This is a genomic window from Bradyrhizobium sp. Tv2a-2, from assembly GCF_000472425.1.
Taxonomy (GTDB): Bacteria; Pseudomonadota; Alphaproteobacteria; order Rhizobiales; family Xanthobacteraceae; genus Bradyrhizobium.
On sequence record NZ_AXAI01000025.1, the window covers coordinates 72,807 to 88,676 of the forward strand.

Sequence of the window (15,870 nt, forward strand, 5' to 3'; positions counted from 1 at the left end):
CGGGATACTCTGGAGCGGCCTGGCGGCGCTCCAGCTCGAGTTCCCCAGCTTTGCATGAGTTTCTCCTGTTCAGGCCGATGCGCGGCACATCAATGCGAGCGATCATCAAGGTCTTTAATCGTCTTTGTTCGCGGCTCGCCCGCCAATGCACAAACCGGCGTGGATCGAACCCCACGCAATTGATTTTCAAAGCGCTGTGCAGTCTGAGCGTGGTTGCGGTGCCATTCCGGACGAAACGTCAACATCGTTCGTGGGGAGCCGCGTTTGGAGCGAGCAAACGTCGACTGAGATTGTCCGGCCATCAGCATTCTCCACTTGGAACTGTGGCGGCGCGTAAGAGCAGCGAACGGGTCGCGGCCGTCACGTCGGTCTGCCGCATCAGGCTTTCACCGACCAGGAAGGTCGAGATGCCAACCTGTGAAAGCCGCATGAGGTCGGCAGGCACCGAGATGCCACTTTCGCCGACGATTAGGCGGTCCTTAGGGATAAGGGGCGCCAGCACTTCGCTAACTGCGAGAGTCGTATCGAATGTGCGCAAATTTCGGTTGTTGATTCCGATCATAGGCGATCTAAGTCTGAGAGCGCGCTCGAGCTCCTCGTGATCATGGATCTCGATCAGCGTGTCCATGCCGTGCAGAAGCGCGGCGGACTCGATGTCGCGGGCCGCGCTATCATCAACCGCGGCCATGATGATCAGGACGCAGTCGGCGCCGTGAGCACGTGCTTCCAAGACCTGATACGTGTCGAATATAAAATCCTTACGCAGAACCGGCAGACGGGTCGCCGCGCGCGCCGCCGCCACAAAGTCAATGTGTCCCTGGAAGGACGGCTTGTCCGTCAAGACTGAAAGACAGGCGGCGCCGCCCGCTTCATAGTCTTTTGCTAGCGAAGCAGGATCGAACGTGGCACGGACAATGCCTTTGGAGGGTGAGGCCTTCTTGATCTCGGCGATGAGAGCATACTCTTTCGCGGCGTGCTTTTTCTGGATAGCGCTGACGAAGCTGCGCGGAGGCAATGCGCTGCGTGCGAGCGCCTCGAGGGTGGACAGCGGCAGCGCGCGCTTGGCAGCTGCGATCTCTTCGCGTTTGTAGGCTCTTATTTTGGACAGAACGTCGGACATCGGGCAGATCCGCTATCAGGCGTTCGATACAGCGATCAGCTGTTTCAACCGTTCTGTCGCGGCACCGCTATCAATTGACGTTTGCCCGAGGAGAACGGCTTCCTTCAGGGTCTCGGCCCGACCGGCGATGATCAGTGCGGCGGCTGCGTTGAGAAGCGCGACATCGCGGTAGGGGCCTGTAGTTCCATCAAGTACCATTTGAAGCGCGACCGCATTCGCTGCTGCATTGCTCCCTTTCAGCTTCGCGCTGCTGGCGCGGGGGAGGCCGGCCTCTTCCGGCGTCACTTCAAAGGTTCGGATCTCGCCTCTTTCCAACGCGGCAACAAACGTGGGCCCGCTGAGGGTGAGCTCATCGAGTCCGTCCGACCCGTTCACGACCCAAGCCGACTCAGCGCCAAGATTCCTTAACACCTGCGCCAGCGGCTTGACCCATTGCCGCGAGTACACTCCGACCAACTGTCGTTTCACCCCGGCCGGATTGCACAATGGTCCGAGCAGATTGAAGATGGTACGGGTTGCGAGCTCGACCCTGGTCGAGCGGACGTGCGTCATGGCCGCATGATGGGCCGGTGCAAACATAAAACCGATCCCAGCTTCGCGCACACAGCGGCCAATGCCTTCAGGTGTGATGTCGATCCTGACGCCAAGTGACGCCAAGACGTCGGCGGCGCCCGAGCGCGACGACACCGCGCGGTTGCCGTGTTTGGCCACTGGCACGCCCGCTCCGGCTACGATGAAAGCGGCGCAGGTGGACACGTTGACTGAGCCCGAAGCATCGCCGCCCGTGCCGACAATGTCGACAGGATCGTGCGGTACACTGACCCTGAGCATTTTACTCCGCATCACCGACGCTGCGCCGGTAAGTTCCTCCACGGTTTCGCCACGCACCCGCAATGCCATGAGGAATCCACCGATTTGCGAAGGTGTAGCTTCGCCGGAGATTATGCTGTCGAAGGCCGATGCCGCCTCCTGGCTGGTCAAGGTTGAACCAGTAGCAACTTTGCCAATGACGGATTTGAGATCGTGCATTTCCTGCTTTCGAGCAATGCTCACATCGTTGTTGACCACCGAGCGGATGTTGCTTGAAACAATCAAGCAACCGGGAGTGACCCTTCGGGACACCCTTGCAGGTCAGCTTCCGCTTCTCCTTCTCGGCCGAGTCCAGTGGTTCGATGATATTGATGGTGTCGCAGACGAAACGCGCAGACTTCAGTTATATGTTTCAAACGAGTGCCCGTAACTTGTTCGCAGCAATAACCGACCGCTCGATCGATCCTTGTCGACTTCCGAGCCTACAACCTCACGCAACGTGAGATTCAAGTGCCTCCTTGCGAGTTCATGTTCCCGCGCAGCTAAGACAATTGGCGTCAACGCCGCTAACCTTCGGACAACGTAGGGAGATGAAACGTCGAACAAGGGAACTGTCGAGTGCGGCTGCGAGCACTGTCGCATTGACTGCGCGACCATCACGTTCGCTGATGTTCAAGGGCGGTGATTGTTGGCAGACCGACATCGAAGCTGCCTGATCGGCAGGTGAGCGGCGTCGCCACACGCCGATCATACCCGAACGCTCGGCTTAGCGTGTCCGGGCGAGACAGGGCCTGACATAATCGAATGGAGACCCGGCAAGGTTATCAAGGTCTGTCGTCCTGCAAACGCACGAACCGCAGTGCCGGGCCGGGCGCGTAGGTTCGTTCGCTGTCCGGAATGTTTTGAGCCGGACGATGGGCTCCAAGCACCCAATTCGCGACGGTCCGTCGCACGCACACATTATTATAAGGGAACTATACTATAAGGGAGTTATAAGGGACTCTTGCGCCGGCCTGTGGCTCGAAAGCCAGCTTGTTCAATCACTGACCCTTACGTGGACACGCCGCCCAGGATCCTTGCCGGCCTCCATTGCGCACCGGCGGCGCACCGCCGCTGAACCCGCCGGGAAACACGGCTGGGCGATGCCTTTCGATACCGTTAAATAAATCTCGAATTCACGGGTCATGACCCGCGACGAAGGGATCGGTGCCGCTCGATTTGGAGTGCGTCAATGTATGGGGGTCCTGGGCAGGCGGCAAGGCGGTCGATCTCGACCGCGAGCTCAATGTGCCGACACGTGTCTACAGAGACATGTTGCTCAAACCCCTACAACGCGGGGATACCAGGGTGGTGAAGGTGAGTAGGCTTTCGATCGGGCGTATCGATTGTTAGGTGGTCGCCGGCAGCGCGCGAAACGCAGGTGCAGAGCCTGCTGTTCGTCGCCCGCTCCTCGCTGCTGAAGAACACGTCCCGATGATCGATCCGAGGCGGCGTCTCCAGAATCGGCAGCACACAAAGGCCGCATTCTCCGCGCCGGCAACCGAAGATCATCTCGACGCCCGCATCTTCAAGCGCCTCCAGAATGGACCGGTTGGCAGGAACGTCGATTTCCAGACCCAATCGGGGAATCCTGATCTTGAACGGCGCGTTTGCAAGATTGCCGGCGTTGCCAAACGTCTCGTAGCGGAGGTGCGCCGCGGGCCTTCCCGCTTCACGCCACAGGTGTTTAGCAGCGTCCAACATGCCGAATGGGCCACACACATAGAGCTCCCCGCGCGGATCCAGTCTAGCGATCTCGGCAGCAATATCAACGCGCTGTCCCTTTTCACTGACGAACAGAGAAAGCCGTTCGCCTATCTGACCGGCAAGCTCGTCCGCGAGCGCCAGACCGCCGCGGGTACGCGCGGCATAGAGCAGACGAAAATTTGCGCCCGCCTGCTTCAGCGCCAGCGCTATCGCGTGGATCGGCGTGATGCCAATGCCGCCGGCCAGCAGCAAATATTCTGGCCGGCCATGGCTCAATTCGAAGCTGTTGCTCGGCTTGGAGATCGTAAGGCGTTCGCCCGGCGTCAGGCGCCACATCCAGGCAGAGCCGCCCCGGCTGAATGCGACCCGTTTGACGGCGATGCGATAGAGCCCGTCTGCACAATGCCCTATCATTGAGTAGCTGCGCGGCTGCGAGCGGCCGTCGATATGCACCAAGATATCGATGTGACTGCCGGGCGTCGCCGGAACGAACGGCTGGTCCGGCTCGATCTCGAAGAGACGGACGTCAGGAGTGAGCTCGTGCGTGGCGCAAAGGCGTGCGCTAATCCAGTCTATCGGCTTGGCCATGATTTTTTGCTCACTCGGCCGCAACGTTTGCGATCGCGCCGACCCGTTCGTCGGCCGTCATCCGCTCGATCAGCCGCCGTGCCCAGAGCGCACCGGCATCGATGTTGAGATCGTAGAATGGCGAACGCGGGTTCTTGTCGATGGCGACCTGTTGCGCCTCCAAAATCCTGTGATCCTGGTCGTAGACACCCGCTCCCTTGTTGACGTGGGCGAGCTGGAGCTCTCTCGTCAGTTGCCCATCATGCCTGTTGTAATTTCGGACGAAGTTCCAGAAATAATGGCAGGTCGTCTCAGTCTCGGGCGTGATAGCCGCCAAAAAGGCGCCATTGACACCGTGCGCGCGATCGCCTTGCGGCGCGCCCGTATTTGTCAGCGCCACGCCGACGTCACCCGCCACGACCGACGGTGCCTGGAACGTGACGATCTGCCAGCGATCGACGCGACCCTGCCGTCCGAGCTGGCGCGCCCAGAACGGGGGCGGCTCTATGTCAATCATCCAGCGCGTCATCGTTGCCGTCTCCCTGGTGTGAGTCACATCGAAGGGCGCAGCCGTGATCGCCTCGTCCCCGATGCTGCCAGCGTGCACATAGGTCTCATGCGTCAGGTCCATAAGGTTGTCGATCACCAGGCGATAGTCGCATTTCAGCTGATAGAACGTGCCGCCGTCGCCCACCCATTGCGTGCCATCGTTCCAGTGAAAATCCGGAATTTTCGCAGGGTCCGCAAGCGCTGGATCGCCGGGCCATAGCCACACCAGGCGATGCCTCTCGGTGACGGGATAGGCGCGCACGCAGGCGGACGGATTGATCGTCTTCTGCGCAGGCATGTAGGAGCAGCGGCCCGCCGAATTGAAGACTAGCCCGTGGTAGCCGCACATGACGTCGTCGCCCTTGAGATGTCCGAGCGATAGTGGCAGCAGCCGGTGCCAGCAGGCATCCTCGAGCGCGGCAACAGCGCCGTCAGTTTGGCGGTAAAGCACGACATTTTTGCCGCAGATGGTACGGGCGGAAAGCTTGCGCTCGATCTCGCGGCACCATGCGGCCGCGTACCAGGCGTTCAGCGGGAAAGGCTTGTGTGCGTTCATGAGGCAGCGTGTCTCCATGGTTTGGCCGAGCGGTTTCGCGAGCCTGCCGTCTCGATCCTCAAGCTCGAACAGATTGCATTGAGAGTAGTTATCGGACAATCAGCCAGAGTTGATAATCCCTATCGACTTTTTCGATATGGTGTTGCAGCTTTCCTGATGGAGAAACTGAGCCGATGGCAAAGGACTGGGATCCATTCGCGATCGATTTTGCCGCGATCCGCACCTTGCGCCTGGTGTCGGAGCTGGGCTCCTTTTCGAAGGCCGCCGAAGCGTTAGGCACCAACCAATCGACAATCAGCTACACCATGGATCGGCTGCGCGCGGCTTTCCGAGATAGGCTGTTCGTGCGCCAGCGGGACGGAATCGCGCCAACGCCCCGCTGCGCCGAGATAGTCGAATCGGCCGGCCGCCTCCTCGAAGCATTCGAGGCTCTCGTGCAGCCTCCAGATTTTGATCCCGCAAGCGCGTCCGGACGGATTACGATCGTCTGCAACTATTACGAACGCTCGATCATTCTGCCTCGCACAATTGCCGAGCTCAGGCGTCGGGCGCCCCGACTGGTCGTGGAGATCAAGACCGCACGTGCCAAAGGCGTCGCGTACCTCAAACGCGGCGAGGCCGATCTTCTCGTCGGCCCCTACGACGTGCATGAAGAGAGCCTTTATCATCGTAATCTGCTGGATGACCACTATGTATGTGTGATGAACCGCAATCATCCGCTCGCGGGCAGGACGCTGCGCGTCGACGACTATGTCAAGGCGAGCCATGCCGTTGTCACCTATGGTGGAACCTGGCGGTCAGGCTACCTGCGAGGGCTCGATGAACGAGGCCTCTCGCTCAACCAGGTGATCGCTGTGCCGAGCATCTCGGATCTCACGCACATTCTTCCCAGCACGGATCTAATTTCGACGGTGCCGAGCCGCATCGCACCGAACATCGCCAAATCAGTCGTGGTAACGTCGTGTCCGTTTCCGGAGCCGTTTCAAATCGGCATGACCTGGACGTCTCGGACTCATCATTCCGCCGCCCACCAGTGGCTGAGGCAACTCATAGCCCGGATTGCGGGGGCTCTGCCGTACGAGGCCGCTCTCGCCGTATCGTTGGAACGCAGCCGCGGCAGCGGCGGCACCATAGTCTGAATCTCCCGACCGACCGCGCGGGTGTTTCTTCGTTTCTTCGCCTCCCGGCGAGTTATCCTCGATCTTCAACGGCCATCTGGATGATCCTGCTTGAGCCTGGCAATTTTATAGGCGCAACACAATCGCTCCCGCCCGGAAGTACTGGACATCGCGTACTTCAACGCGTGAATCCGTTGCCGGAAGGCATCAATATCGAGGCGGCGCTCGTCACCATGAAGCCACACGCCAGGTCATCTTATAGTCGACGACTTCCGATCTGGGCGACTTTAAGCCCGGCATTCTCGAGTGCCTCCATCACTCTGCTCGCAAGCGCAAGCGTGCCGCCCTGATCGCCGGGTACGGTGTGTGGCGAAAGGGCGTCGGCAATGATGGACCGAACCTTCTCGCGTTCGGCGAAGCCATCCTCGACATACTCGCCACAAAGATTGCAGGCGACTACCGCTCGGCCGCTCCATGGATCATGCGATGCAATTTCGCACCAGTCGCTGGCGCTACATTTCGGGCACAGCATGCGGCTTTGCTCCTAACGCGTTTTTGCTCGTGGCCTCGGTTCGTATCGGTTAACGCCCGTGATGGACATTCACCCTCGCACAAGCATGGTGATCGAGGAGGCCGTCTGGAACAGCCCACAGACAAATAGCACCAGCGAGGCGAGCGCCGATATTACCGTGCACATCCGGAACACGCGCCTGGCCTTGGCGCCACGCTCTCGACGCATGCCTTGCATTCGCCGAGGCTCGGAAGTGCCGAACTTCGCATCAAGTGCAGCCGCGGCACGGCCCACCATCGCGAGTAAGGCCAGTCCGGCGCCCAACCCGAAGTGGAGAGTGGCCAGCGAGATGGCGCTGATGAAGCCGAAGTTCATCCTCGCTGTCGCCGCTAAGGGCGCGAGACAAGCCAACACCGCCAGAGCAGCTCCACAGTTCACCACGATGAGGGCGCGCAGCGTAGCGTCGGCCGATTCAACCGCTGCCCTGCTAACGAAGTTGCGCAATCCGGCGTTCCGATCTTCCGCGCTCTTGTCATCTTCGAAGTGGGGCGCCTGACGCAGCTTGGCATCGCTCACCATCTCCTCGTGCGCCCACTGATTTTCGAAGTGCAGTTGTCTGTCGGGAGTGTTCACGAAAAACTCCTGGTCCGTTGAGGGAACAACATCGTCGCTAGGCGCGTCGCGCCAGGGCGGAGGGAACGGATCTCTTCGATTCCCCTGCGAAGTCGATTGGCTTCCAGAACCGATCGATTGCTCGTTTCGAGACCGCGGATCGCGTTGGTTGATTTCCATGTCGGCATCAGCTCATCGATCACGGTGTGGCACATTGGATTCACGCCCGATGCAGCTTAAGTCGTCTGCATCTACTGCGCATTAGTGGTTCCTCGCCGACAAGACTGGTCTTAACGCTGTCTCTTCTTCCGGCATCTTCGAGAATGTCGACGCGAGCCCATATTGAAAGCGGATGCGGCTGTCGCGGCCTGCTGTGCACCCACATATTGAGAAGGAAGGCGCACGAAGTGCCCCAAATGGACCGGCGCGTGCCGTTCATTGTTGTCATGAGACCTCGTCCGGTATCCCGCGATCGCGCGCAAATTCGCTTTCGTATCATTGGTAGTCACTCAATCTCTCCTATATCTCGCCTCGAGTCTGGCGCGAGCGCTACATTCTGAAAACGCCATAACGTGGTGTCTCGATGGGAGCATTCAGCGAGGCGCTCAGGGCGATTGCCAACGCGTTTCTTGTATCGGCCGGATCCAGGATGCCGTCGTCCCAGATTTCGGAGCTCGCGTAGTAGGCGCTCGAGCGATCCAGGTACTCTTCGAGAATCGACGCCCGGATCGATTCCAGCTCCCGCTCCGAGAGCCGCCCTCCCTTTCGCGCCAATTGTCTTGCTTTGACATGGGTGAGTACACCCGCGGCTTGCACGGCACCCATTGCAGATGTCTGAGACTGCGGCCAGGTGAACATAAACCGCGGATCGAAAGCGCGCCCTGCCATTGCGTAGGTTCCGGCACCGTGCGATCCGTTACAAACGACCGTGAATTTAGGCACAGAGGCCCCAGAAACGGCCATGATCAGCTTGGCACCATCCTTGGTGATGCCACCGCGTTCGTATTCGCGGCCGACCATGAAACCAGTGATATTTTGCAGAAAGAGCAGGGGCGTCCGATTCTTGTCGCATAACTGGATGAAGTGGGCGCCTTTCAGCGAGCTATCACTGACGGGTACGCCGTTGTTGGCAAGAATCCCGATCTGATATCCGTGAAGCCGCGCGAAGCCGCAGACCAGAGACTGGCCATAGCGTGGTTGATACTCGTGGAAGCGGCTGCCATCGACCAAGCGAGCGATGATCTCCCGCATGTCGAACTGCACGCGAGCATCCCTAGGAATGATGCCGTACAGTTCGGAAGCATTATAGGCTGGCGGTTCCGAAGCGGCCAGATCAATCGATGTTTTGCTGGGACGATGCAAACGAGCAATCACATCGCGGGCAATCGCAATCGCATGCATTTCGGAGCTGGCGAAGTAGTCGCCCGTTCCCGACACACTAGTATGCATGTCGGCGCCGCCAAGCTCTTCCGCCGACACGATCTCGCCAGTGGCCGCTTTCACGACCGGCGGGCCACCGAGAAAGATTGCTCCCGTACCCTGCACAATAATATTATAGTCACTGAGAGCCGGAACGTAGGCCCCTCCCGCGGTGCAATGCCCCATTGCGATGGCGACCTGCGGAACTCCCATCTTCGATAAAATAGACTGATTACGGAATATTCGACCCGCGTAGTAGCGATCCGCAAAGAACTCCGCCTGAAGAGGCAGATAGCCGCCCGCGCAATCGCACAGATGAACGACAGGCAGACGGTTCTCGATCGCTATGTCCAAGGCCCGAACGATCTTCTTCACCGATAGCGGATACCATGCTCCGCCCTTCACGCTTCCGTCATCGGCGTGCACGATCACCTCGCGACCCGCAACTATGCCGATGCCGGTGACCTGCGCTGCACCAGGAACTTCTCCGTCGTAAGCCTTGTTCGCGGCGAGCGTCGAAAGCTCGAGGAACGGAGTTTCCGGATCGAGCAAGGCCTCGACCCGATCCCGAACAAACATCTTGTTTTGCCGTCGCAGACGCTCAAGATCTCGTTCCGGACGGTTGAAGCGGGCGGCTCGTTGGCGCTCCTTCAGTTCGGCGACCAGCGCCCTATTGTGCGCCGCGTTGAGACGAAAGTCCTCGGATTTGACATCGGCGAGAGAAATGATCCTCTGCATTTCAGGAAACGCCCTCGGATAATGAAACGAGGACAGCGTCCCGCTCGAAATTCTCACCCTCTTTGAAATGAATACGCTCAACAACCCCCTCTCGCTGAGAACGGATGATCGTTTCCAGCTTCATGCCCTCCATCACCATCAATGGAGTGCCGGTGTAAACGAGTTGACCGGGCGATACCTTAGTCGCAACGACAATGCCTGGCATCGGTGCGCGAACAACAAGATGATTTGTTTGCGCGAAAGCGCAAGAGCGCGCTCTTAATGGCTCGACGTAGCGAATGACCCGTGTTGTTCCACCGATATTGATGTGGATGATATCGCGATCGATAAGAAACCTGACCGGAAGGCTCTCGCCTTCGATGCTGAGGACGCCGCTGCCGTCGCCTTCATGGGCGAACGCGACCGAGGTGATAACCTTATCACCTAAAGAGAGGCGATAACCGCCCCGGCAGCGTGAAAGCCACAACTGATGTTCGATGCCATTCGTCTCAAGCGAGTGCTTCACGTCAATTTCTCCAACTGCCTACTGCTGCGTGAAGCTCGGGCACGGCATCTGCCGACTCTCGGATCTCTCTTGTCAAGAGGGCGGCGGTCGCAAGGAATGAAGATAAATCCGCATCGCCCGCGGCAAGGTGTGGGTTTTGCTCGAGATATCCCGTATGGATGTCTCCGCTCAGAAATGCCTCACCCGCGAGAATACGCATAAGAAAACTCGCGTTTGTCTCGCAGCCGAGCAGCACCAGCTCTCGCATCGCGCGATATGCCTTTAGCGCGGCTTCAAGGCGCGTAGATGAATGCACGATGATTTTTGCCAGCATTGGATCGAATGCTGTCGTGATCTGCTGGCCGCGCAAGATGCCGCTGTCGATCCGAACCCCGTTGCCCCCAGGGTACTCCAGCACAGTGGCCTTGCCGGTCGTCGGGGCGTATCCGCGCTTCGGAGCTTCCGCATACAGCCGGGCCTCAATCGCGTGGCCGTTCGGTACGACGTCGGGCTGCGTGAATCCAAGTGCGTGGCCCGCTGCGAGACGGATTTGCTCGGCGACGAGGTCGATGCCAGTGATCATCTCGGTCACGGGATGCTCGACCTGGAGGCGCGTGTTCATCTCGAGAAAATAAAACTGTGCTCCGTCGAAGATGAATTCAACAGTACCCGCGTTGCGATATCTGCCGGCAAGAGCTATGCCGACGGCGGCTTCGCAAATCCGCTTCCGCATTTCGGGTGACAAGGCCGGAGAGGGCGCTTCCTCGATGATTTTCTGGAAACGACGCTGAACCGAGCACTCCCGTTCGAATAGATGCACCACGTTTCCGAAACAATCACCAAGCACCTGTACTTCAATGTGGCGTGGGTTTTCGATATATCGTTCTACATAAAGTCGCCCATCGCCGAAGTATCGCTGGCCCTCACTGTGTGCCTGCGCAATTGCATCCTCCAGCCTCCCGAGGTCGCTCACAATCTGCATGCCCTTGCCGCCACCGCCCCCCGACGTTTTCACCAGCAACGGAGCTCCCATGGCTCGAGCCCTGTAGAGGAATGTCGCCGGATCGTCTTCTTCAATTGCCGAGGGAACGACCGGAAACCCGTTCCGCTGAACGAAGTTGCGGGCTCGGATCTTGTCGCCCATCAGCTCGATGCTTTCGGGAGCCGGCCCGATGAACGTAAGCGCTGCCGCTACCACGCTTTTAGCGAAGGCCGCGTTCTCGGATAGAAATCCATAACCCGGATGAACTGCGCCCGCGTTCGCTTTGTGCGCGGCGGCAATGATTTGCGTGATATCGAGATAAGCCGCAATTGGCGTTCGTCCGTCAATAGCAATCGCCGTATCCGCCATAGCGACGGCCGGCGTCCCCGCATCGATCTCGTGGTAGACAATTGCAGAACGAAGCCCCAGCTTACGCAACGTCTTGATGATGCGTACGGCGATCTCGCCCCTGTTGGCGATCAAAATCGTATCAAAGGGGTAATTGGCGCATACGCTGGTCATCCAAACAATTTCATGAGAATCGGCCCCTGTCTTCCGCGACCGCTTTGGGGGCGCCACAATCGAATGCTCCCGTTCAGGTCTCTACGTCGAGTGGCCCGTCGCTCGCCTTCAGCTCAAGCTGGATCGTCCCGGCATGAGCCGGTAAAGCGATATTTACGGGCAGCGTCTCACCTCGATCCCGCCCTGTCCTTGGCATTGTCTCGGATTGTGATTACGCGGCGGCATGGCTCACTCAAGCTCGAAGACTTGGTTCTGAGGCAAGCACCGATTGCGTCGGCATTCGGTATGAGACCACTACAGAGGCGAAATACGTCCGGCGTACAAGCTTCTCGCTCCTCGGCGCTCGCCGCCCGCTCCCGCGCGGCAGCGGGTTTGCTCAACACGACTTGTGCCGTCGCAATTGCAACAGCCGTTGCAAGACAATGTGTATTGAAAAGCCAAGGTCCAGGCGTTCGCTGTTTTCGCTTCACGATAACCTCTTGAGATCGGTACATCTTGCGGTGCCACTCTTCCTGTGCAGAGCGCGATATGCCCCCTTTGGCGGAAAGCATGTCAGAAGGGTTCGGGTATCGACGGCCGCGGAAGCGTACTTGCGAACCGGCGCGCCTGTCGAAGGTGTGGATCGATGATCGCAACCATGGAAACGTCCACGTCTACGTCGCTTCCAATGGCGCCCGGGCAACAACGAAAAGGGTCGGCTCAGGTGCCGGTGAACTGCGGAAGACAATGACGTTCTAGGATGACGTGATTCACGTGACTCATAGCCTCGCGACGGATCGTGAGATCCGTACTGACTCCAGCGAACCGCTGGCCTCGGTCGTGTGCGCCTCTGGCGTTGCAATGCACATGCCTCGGTCTTGATGGGGGCTTGCCGCAGTCTTCGAATCTGAATCATTCGCGATGATGTTGCCTGGAGGCGAGGGGTCGACACGACCGATGTTGCTGTTACCAATCGTACAATCTTACGCTACGTACGATTCAAGTCCCTTTGGGCAGAATTGCCTTGATATGCGAAAGTCCGCATGCCTCACGGCTGGATCGGCAATCGTTGCGGCGACAAATTAACCGCGTCCAAGAGCGCCCCTCGAGCTCGACGAGCCGAACTTGAAAGATTGTGGAGGCGCGACCCTACGTCCTGACTTCGGCGAAATATATATTCACCCAGACGCAAAAGCCTGGTGCGATCACGCCGTGCTGGTCGGGCCGGCCTCCATTAAGTGAATACTCCGAGGCTCAGACTGCAATGGTTGCGGGTTCCACCTCGCTATCGGTGGAAATTGCCATGCTCCAGCGCGCTAGAGACGATGATGATCGTGTCCTGTCTGCTGCATTGAAATTCAATCTCGTTGCGGCCTGCTCTCTCTTCTGATCAGTTCTAAAAGGGCCCGTTGCGTTCGACTCGAATGTAAGGTCAAGCGTAGGCGCGAGACATAAGCCAATCGTTGAGAGGATACGGTCCTATCTAAAGGTCAGGAGATCGTGGGAACGAAGCGATGTTTACGAACGCATAAGATGCCGAGGGGAGGATCGGATCCGGCTAGTCAGTCTTGGGACGCGTTTGTTCGATACCTGGCGCGGTCTGTTAGATGGCCGACATTGTCACAGAGCGCGCGCGAATTGACGTACGATCATTACGGAATATTGGCGGACGAGTGGCCGCCGGAGCAAGCATCGCGAGCCGGCAGGCGGCACATTATTTGCTACAATTATATTTATATTGGTATCGACACGGGCTCCTCCCTGCGTCGAGTCGATGCTCAACCTTGAAGGTTGACGCCCGACACGCCTGCTGTCCCCCGGGAGGTGCGTCGGGCGTTTTCCTGGACTGCAATTCCCCGTGTCTGACGCAATACCGGGCCAATCGCCTTCGCTGGTCTAGTGGCGCCGGTCCTGGATCTCAATGCAGAGACGTATCCTCGAAACGCGGTCGGGATTGTCGAGGCCTCGATTCAAAATGTCATGACTCATCGCTCGCGTCGAGAGCAGTTCTCTGGGTCAGACGCCGTGTCCGATCTCAGTAGTTTGATAGCCTGTTGAAGCGCGATCCGGCAGAACAGAGCAAGCAGAGGATGAGAGTCGATTTACGAATTATGGGCTCGGCCGTTCGTTCCTCGGAATACGTGGCCTCTGCAGCGCGGTGACGAGGCACTTTATCAGTTTCCGCCCGGCGAAGGGCTTGGCCAGGAAGCAAATGGCTCCGGCGCTCAGCGCGCGCGAACCTGGTCGTCGGGGAAGGCAGTGATGAAAATGAACGGCGTATCGTTCCCCTGAGCTCGCGCATGCATCAGAAGCTCCAAGCCGCTCATCGGCGACATCTGCACATCCGTGATCACGCACGACGTTTCGTTCAAGTGTGGCGACCGTAAAAACTCTTCAGGCGATGCAAATGTATGGACGATGTATCCGCGCGATTTCAGTAAGTTGTTCGTTGCAGCACGTACCGAGGCATCATCATCTACAACAGAAATAATCGAAGGCGTGGACAAAACGATCCTCTCAACGCAAGCGCGCCTGGCGGAGCATAGCCGCTTGAGGCGAAAGTGTGCATAAGAGGCGAGATTGTAAAATCATACTTAGGTTTGTGCGTCGGAATGACTGGCCTGAATACCCAGTCGCTCAGTCATTCTGATCAGGGCGGCCACGGACCGCGCACCCATCTTCTTCATCATCTGTCCGCGATAGATCTTCACGGTAATCTCTGCGAGCCCCATTTCTGCGGCAATTTGCTTGTTCATGAGCCCCGCAGCCACCAGTTTCAAAACGGCCTGCTCCCGTGGGCTCAAGGCATCGAAGAGGGACTGCAATTTTGAGGTTGCCGTCTCGGCTTCCCGCCTCTTGCGATCCCGCTCGATCGCGGCGACCACCGCATCAAGCAGCTGCTGATCGCGAAACGGCTTGGTCAGAAAATCAACCGCTCCGCCCTTCATGGCCTGCACGCTCATCGGGATGTCGCCATGCCCGGTGATGAAAATAATTGGAATGTGAATGTTCAACTTGGCCAGTTCATTCTGCAGCTCAAGTCCGCTCAATCCCGGCAGCCGGACGTCAAGAACGAGGCAGCTATTGCTGTGCGGGAGCTTGCTCTGGAGCATTTCCTGGGCGGACCCGAATGCCAGCACGTCCAGTCCCACCGATCGAAGAAGGCTCGTGAGCGACCGGCGTACCGAAACGTCGTCGTCCACAATAAAGACGATCGCTTCCCCACCCGGTTTCTCAGCGTTCGCGGCTGTGGTCCGTGAGTCGGAGCGCTCGGTCACGATCTAACCTCTTTATTCAGCTGCTTGTCGGATCCAATACCACCAGTAAATCGGCGGCCCAAGAAGAGGGCCGGTCGCGCCGTACCCTCCGTCATGTCGGATATTTGATCGCCAATCTCGCGGCCGCGCGTGGCCGTGAAAACGGTACTCTTTTTGAGATTGCGCGGGGAAAATCTTTTCCCCGTATTCCCTGACACCGCCGAGCTCGTTAGACCCATATGCATTCCGATAATCCTGCCGGTTCCCGCGGCTATCCCGGCATCCTTGAGGAGTTTCCTCGCCTCGCCATGCAGTTCCGATTGGCGCCGCTTTGTCAGCAGTAAGACCAATGGGTCTGGCCTTGATCCCGCGCTGCACAGCGGCCGCCTTCGGAAGGCTGAGGTGAGGGAGCCAAGGTCCGCCCAACCGACCGCCCACGCCCATTTTTTCGCAATATTCTGAAAAATACGTCAAATGTCGAAGATCGGCCAGAGGTAAGAATTTGCGACTTTCGCACGCGTCGTCGGACTGGGGCATACGTACGTACGTATTGCCATTCAGGATTAAGCCTCTGATCCAATTGCGTCTGGCCCTGACCGCTGTGCCGCCGCTGCTTTTGGGGAGGCAGCGAGCAATGGTCATCGCCAGCGAACACGGAGCTATGGCCGAAACTGGGTGATGACGGGTTGAGAGAGGCGGCGTATCGAGGCGGGTGTCGAGCCTGCCAGAACCTCAAGGAGAGCGATACGCCATGACCGAGACTACCAACGTTTTTGCTTTTCGTCAGCCCTCCGCGGTTGACGATCCACTGACCGATATCCTCCGCGCCGGGGCGCGCGACCTGCTCGCCAGGGCGGTCGAGATCGAGGTCGACACGTTTCTGGCCAGCACGTCCGAGCT

The 15,870-nt window shown here is 58.6% G+C and carries 12 protein-coding genes and 2 pseudogenes; 2 read left to right on the top strand and 12 right to left on the bottom strand.

The genetic code is table 11. The features are described from left to right. Positions 1-89 precede the first annotated feature (89 nt). The 5 genes from A3AI_RS48295 to A3AI_RS0134805 all read right to left on the bottom strand — a co-directional run bounded on the left by A3AI_RS48295 (position 90) and on the right by A3AI_RS0134805 (position 5,348). Complete coding sequence (locus tag A3AI_RS48295) at positions 90-302, bottom strand: hypothetical protein (protein ID WP_156928079.1); 213 nt, start codon at positions 300-302, stop codon at positions 90-92. After that, positions 302-1,120, bottom strand: a complete 819-nt coding sequence (trpC, locus tag A3AI_RS0134785) for an indole-3-glycerol phosphate synthase TrpC (RefSeq protein WP_024519963.1) — start codon at positions 1,118-1,120, stop codon at positions 302-304. The genes A3AI_RS48295 and trpC overlap by 1 nt, the downstream gene beginning before the upstream one ends. Positions 1,121-1,135: 15 nt before the next feature. Then, the gene (gene trpD / locus A3AI_RS0134790) at positions 1,136-2,149 is read right to left on the bottom strand and encodes an anthranilate phosphoribosyltransferase (RefSeq protein ID WP_024519964.1); all 1,014 of its coding nucleotides are present in this window, start codon (positions 2,147-2,149) and stop codon (positions 1,136-1,138) included. Positions 2,150-3,256: 1,107 nt separating this feature from the next. Beyond that, the gene (locus tag A3AI_RS0134800; protein ID WP_024519966.1) at positions 3,257-4,264 is read right to left on the bottom strand and encodes a PDR/VanB family oxidoreductase; all 1,008 of its coding nucleotides are present in this window, start codon (positions 4,262-4,264) and stop codon (positions 3,257-3,259) included. A gap of 10 nt (positions 4,265-4,274) precedes the next feature. After that, positions 4,275-5,348, bottom strand: a complete 1,074-nt coding sequence (locus A3AI_RS0134805) for an aromatic ring-hydroxylating dioxygenase subunit alpha (RefSeq protein WP_024519967.1) — start codon at positions 5,346-5,348, stop codon at positions 4,275-4,277. Positions 5,349-5,572: 224 nt separating this feature from the next. Here A3AI_RS0134805 and A3AI_RS0134810 point away from each other — a divergent pair, with 224 nt between their 5' ends. Beyond that, the gene (locus tag A3AI_RS0134810) at positions 5,573-6,487 is read left to right on the top strand and encodes a LysR family transcriptional regulator (RefSeq protein WP_198030299.1); all 915 of its coding nucleotides are present in this window, start codon (positions 5,573-5,575) and stop codon (positions 6,485-6,487) included. A gap of 235 nt (positions 6,488-6,722) precedes the next feature. Here A3AI_RS0134810 and A3AI_RS44070 read toward each other — a convergent pair whose 3' ends face one another. The 7 genes and pseudogenes from A3AI_RS44070 to A3AI_RS44085 all read right to left on the bottom strand — a co-directional run bounded on the left by A3AI_RS44070 (position 6,723) and on the right by A3AI_RS44085 (position 14,991). Continuing rightward, positions 6,723-6,998 carry a hypothetical protein gene (locus tag A3AI_RS44070; protein WP_036050694.1) on the bottom strand — a complete coding sequence of 92 codons (276 nt, stop codon included), beginning with the start codon at positions 6,996-6,998 and terminating at the stop codon, positions 6,723-6,725. A gap of 69 nt (positions 6,999-7,067) precedes the next feature. Next, positions 7,068-7,610, bottom strand: a complete 543-nt coding sequence (locus A3AI_RS44075) for a hypothetical protein (RefSeq protein ID WP_036050697.1) — start codon at positions 7,608-7,610, stop codon at positions 7,068-7,070. Between the two features lie 528 nt (positions 7,611-8,138). Then, positions 8,139-9,746 carry an acyl-CoA carboxylase subunit beta gene (locus A3AI_RS0134820; RefSeq protein WP_024519970.1) on the bottom strand — a complete coding sequence of 536 codons (1,608 nt, stop codon included), beginning with the start codon at positions 9,744-9,746 and terminating at the stop codon, positions 8,139-8,141. 1 nt (position 9,747) lies between these two features. Continuing rightward, entirely contained in the window at positions 9,748-10,251 is a 504-nt protein-coding gene (locus tag A3AI_RS0134825; RefSeq protein ID WP_024519971.1) for an acyl-CoA carboxylase biotin carboxyl carrier protein subunit, read from the bottom strand. Position 10,252: 1 nt separating this feature from the next. Then, positions 10,253-11,734: an acetyl-CoA carboxylase biotin carboxylase subunit gene (locus A3AI_RS0134830; RefSeq protein ID WP_024519972.1), complete on the bottom strand. Its 1,482-nt coding sequence runs from the start codon at positions 11,732-11,734 to the stop codon at positions 10,253-10,255. 2,088 nt (positions 11,735-13,822) lie between these two features. After that, a pseudogene (locus A3AI_RS44080) lies at positions 13,823-14,220 on the bottom strand (response regulator transcription factor). A gap of 87 nt (positions 14,221-14,307) precedes the next feature. Continuing rightward, on the bottom strand, positions 14,308-14,991 hold the full coding sequence (locus A3AI_RS44085; protein WP_036050701.1) for a response regulator transcription factor: 684 nt from the start codon (positions 14,989-14,991) through the stop codon (positions 14,308-14,310). Positions 14,992-15,721: 730 nt separating this feature from the next. On the opposite strand from A3AI_RS44085, the pseudogene A3AI_RS49570 reads away from it, so the two are divergent. Continuing rightward, a pseudogene (locus A3AI_RS49570) lies at positions 15,722-15,870 on the top strand (IS256 family transposase); the annotation flags it as partial.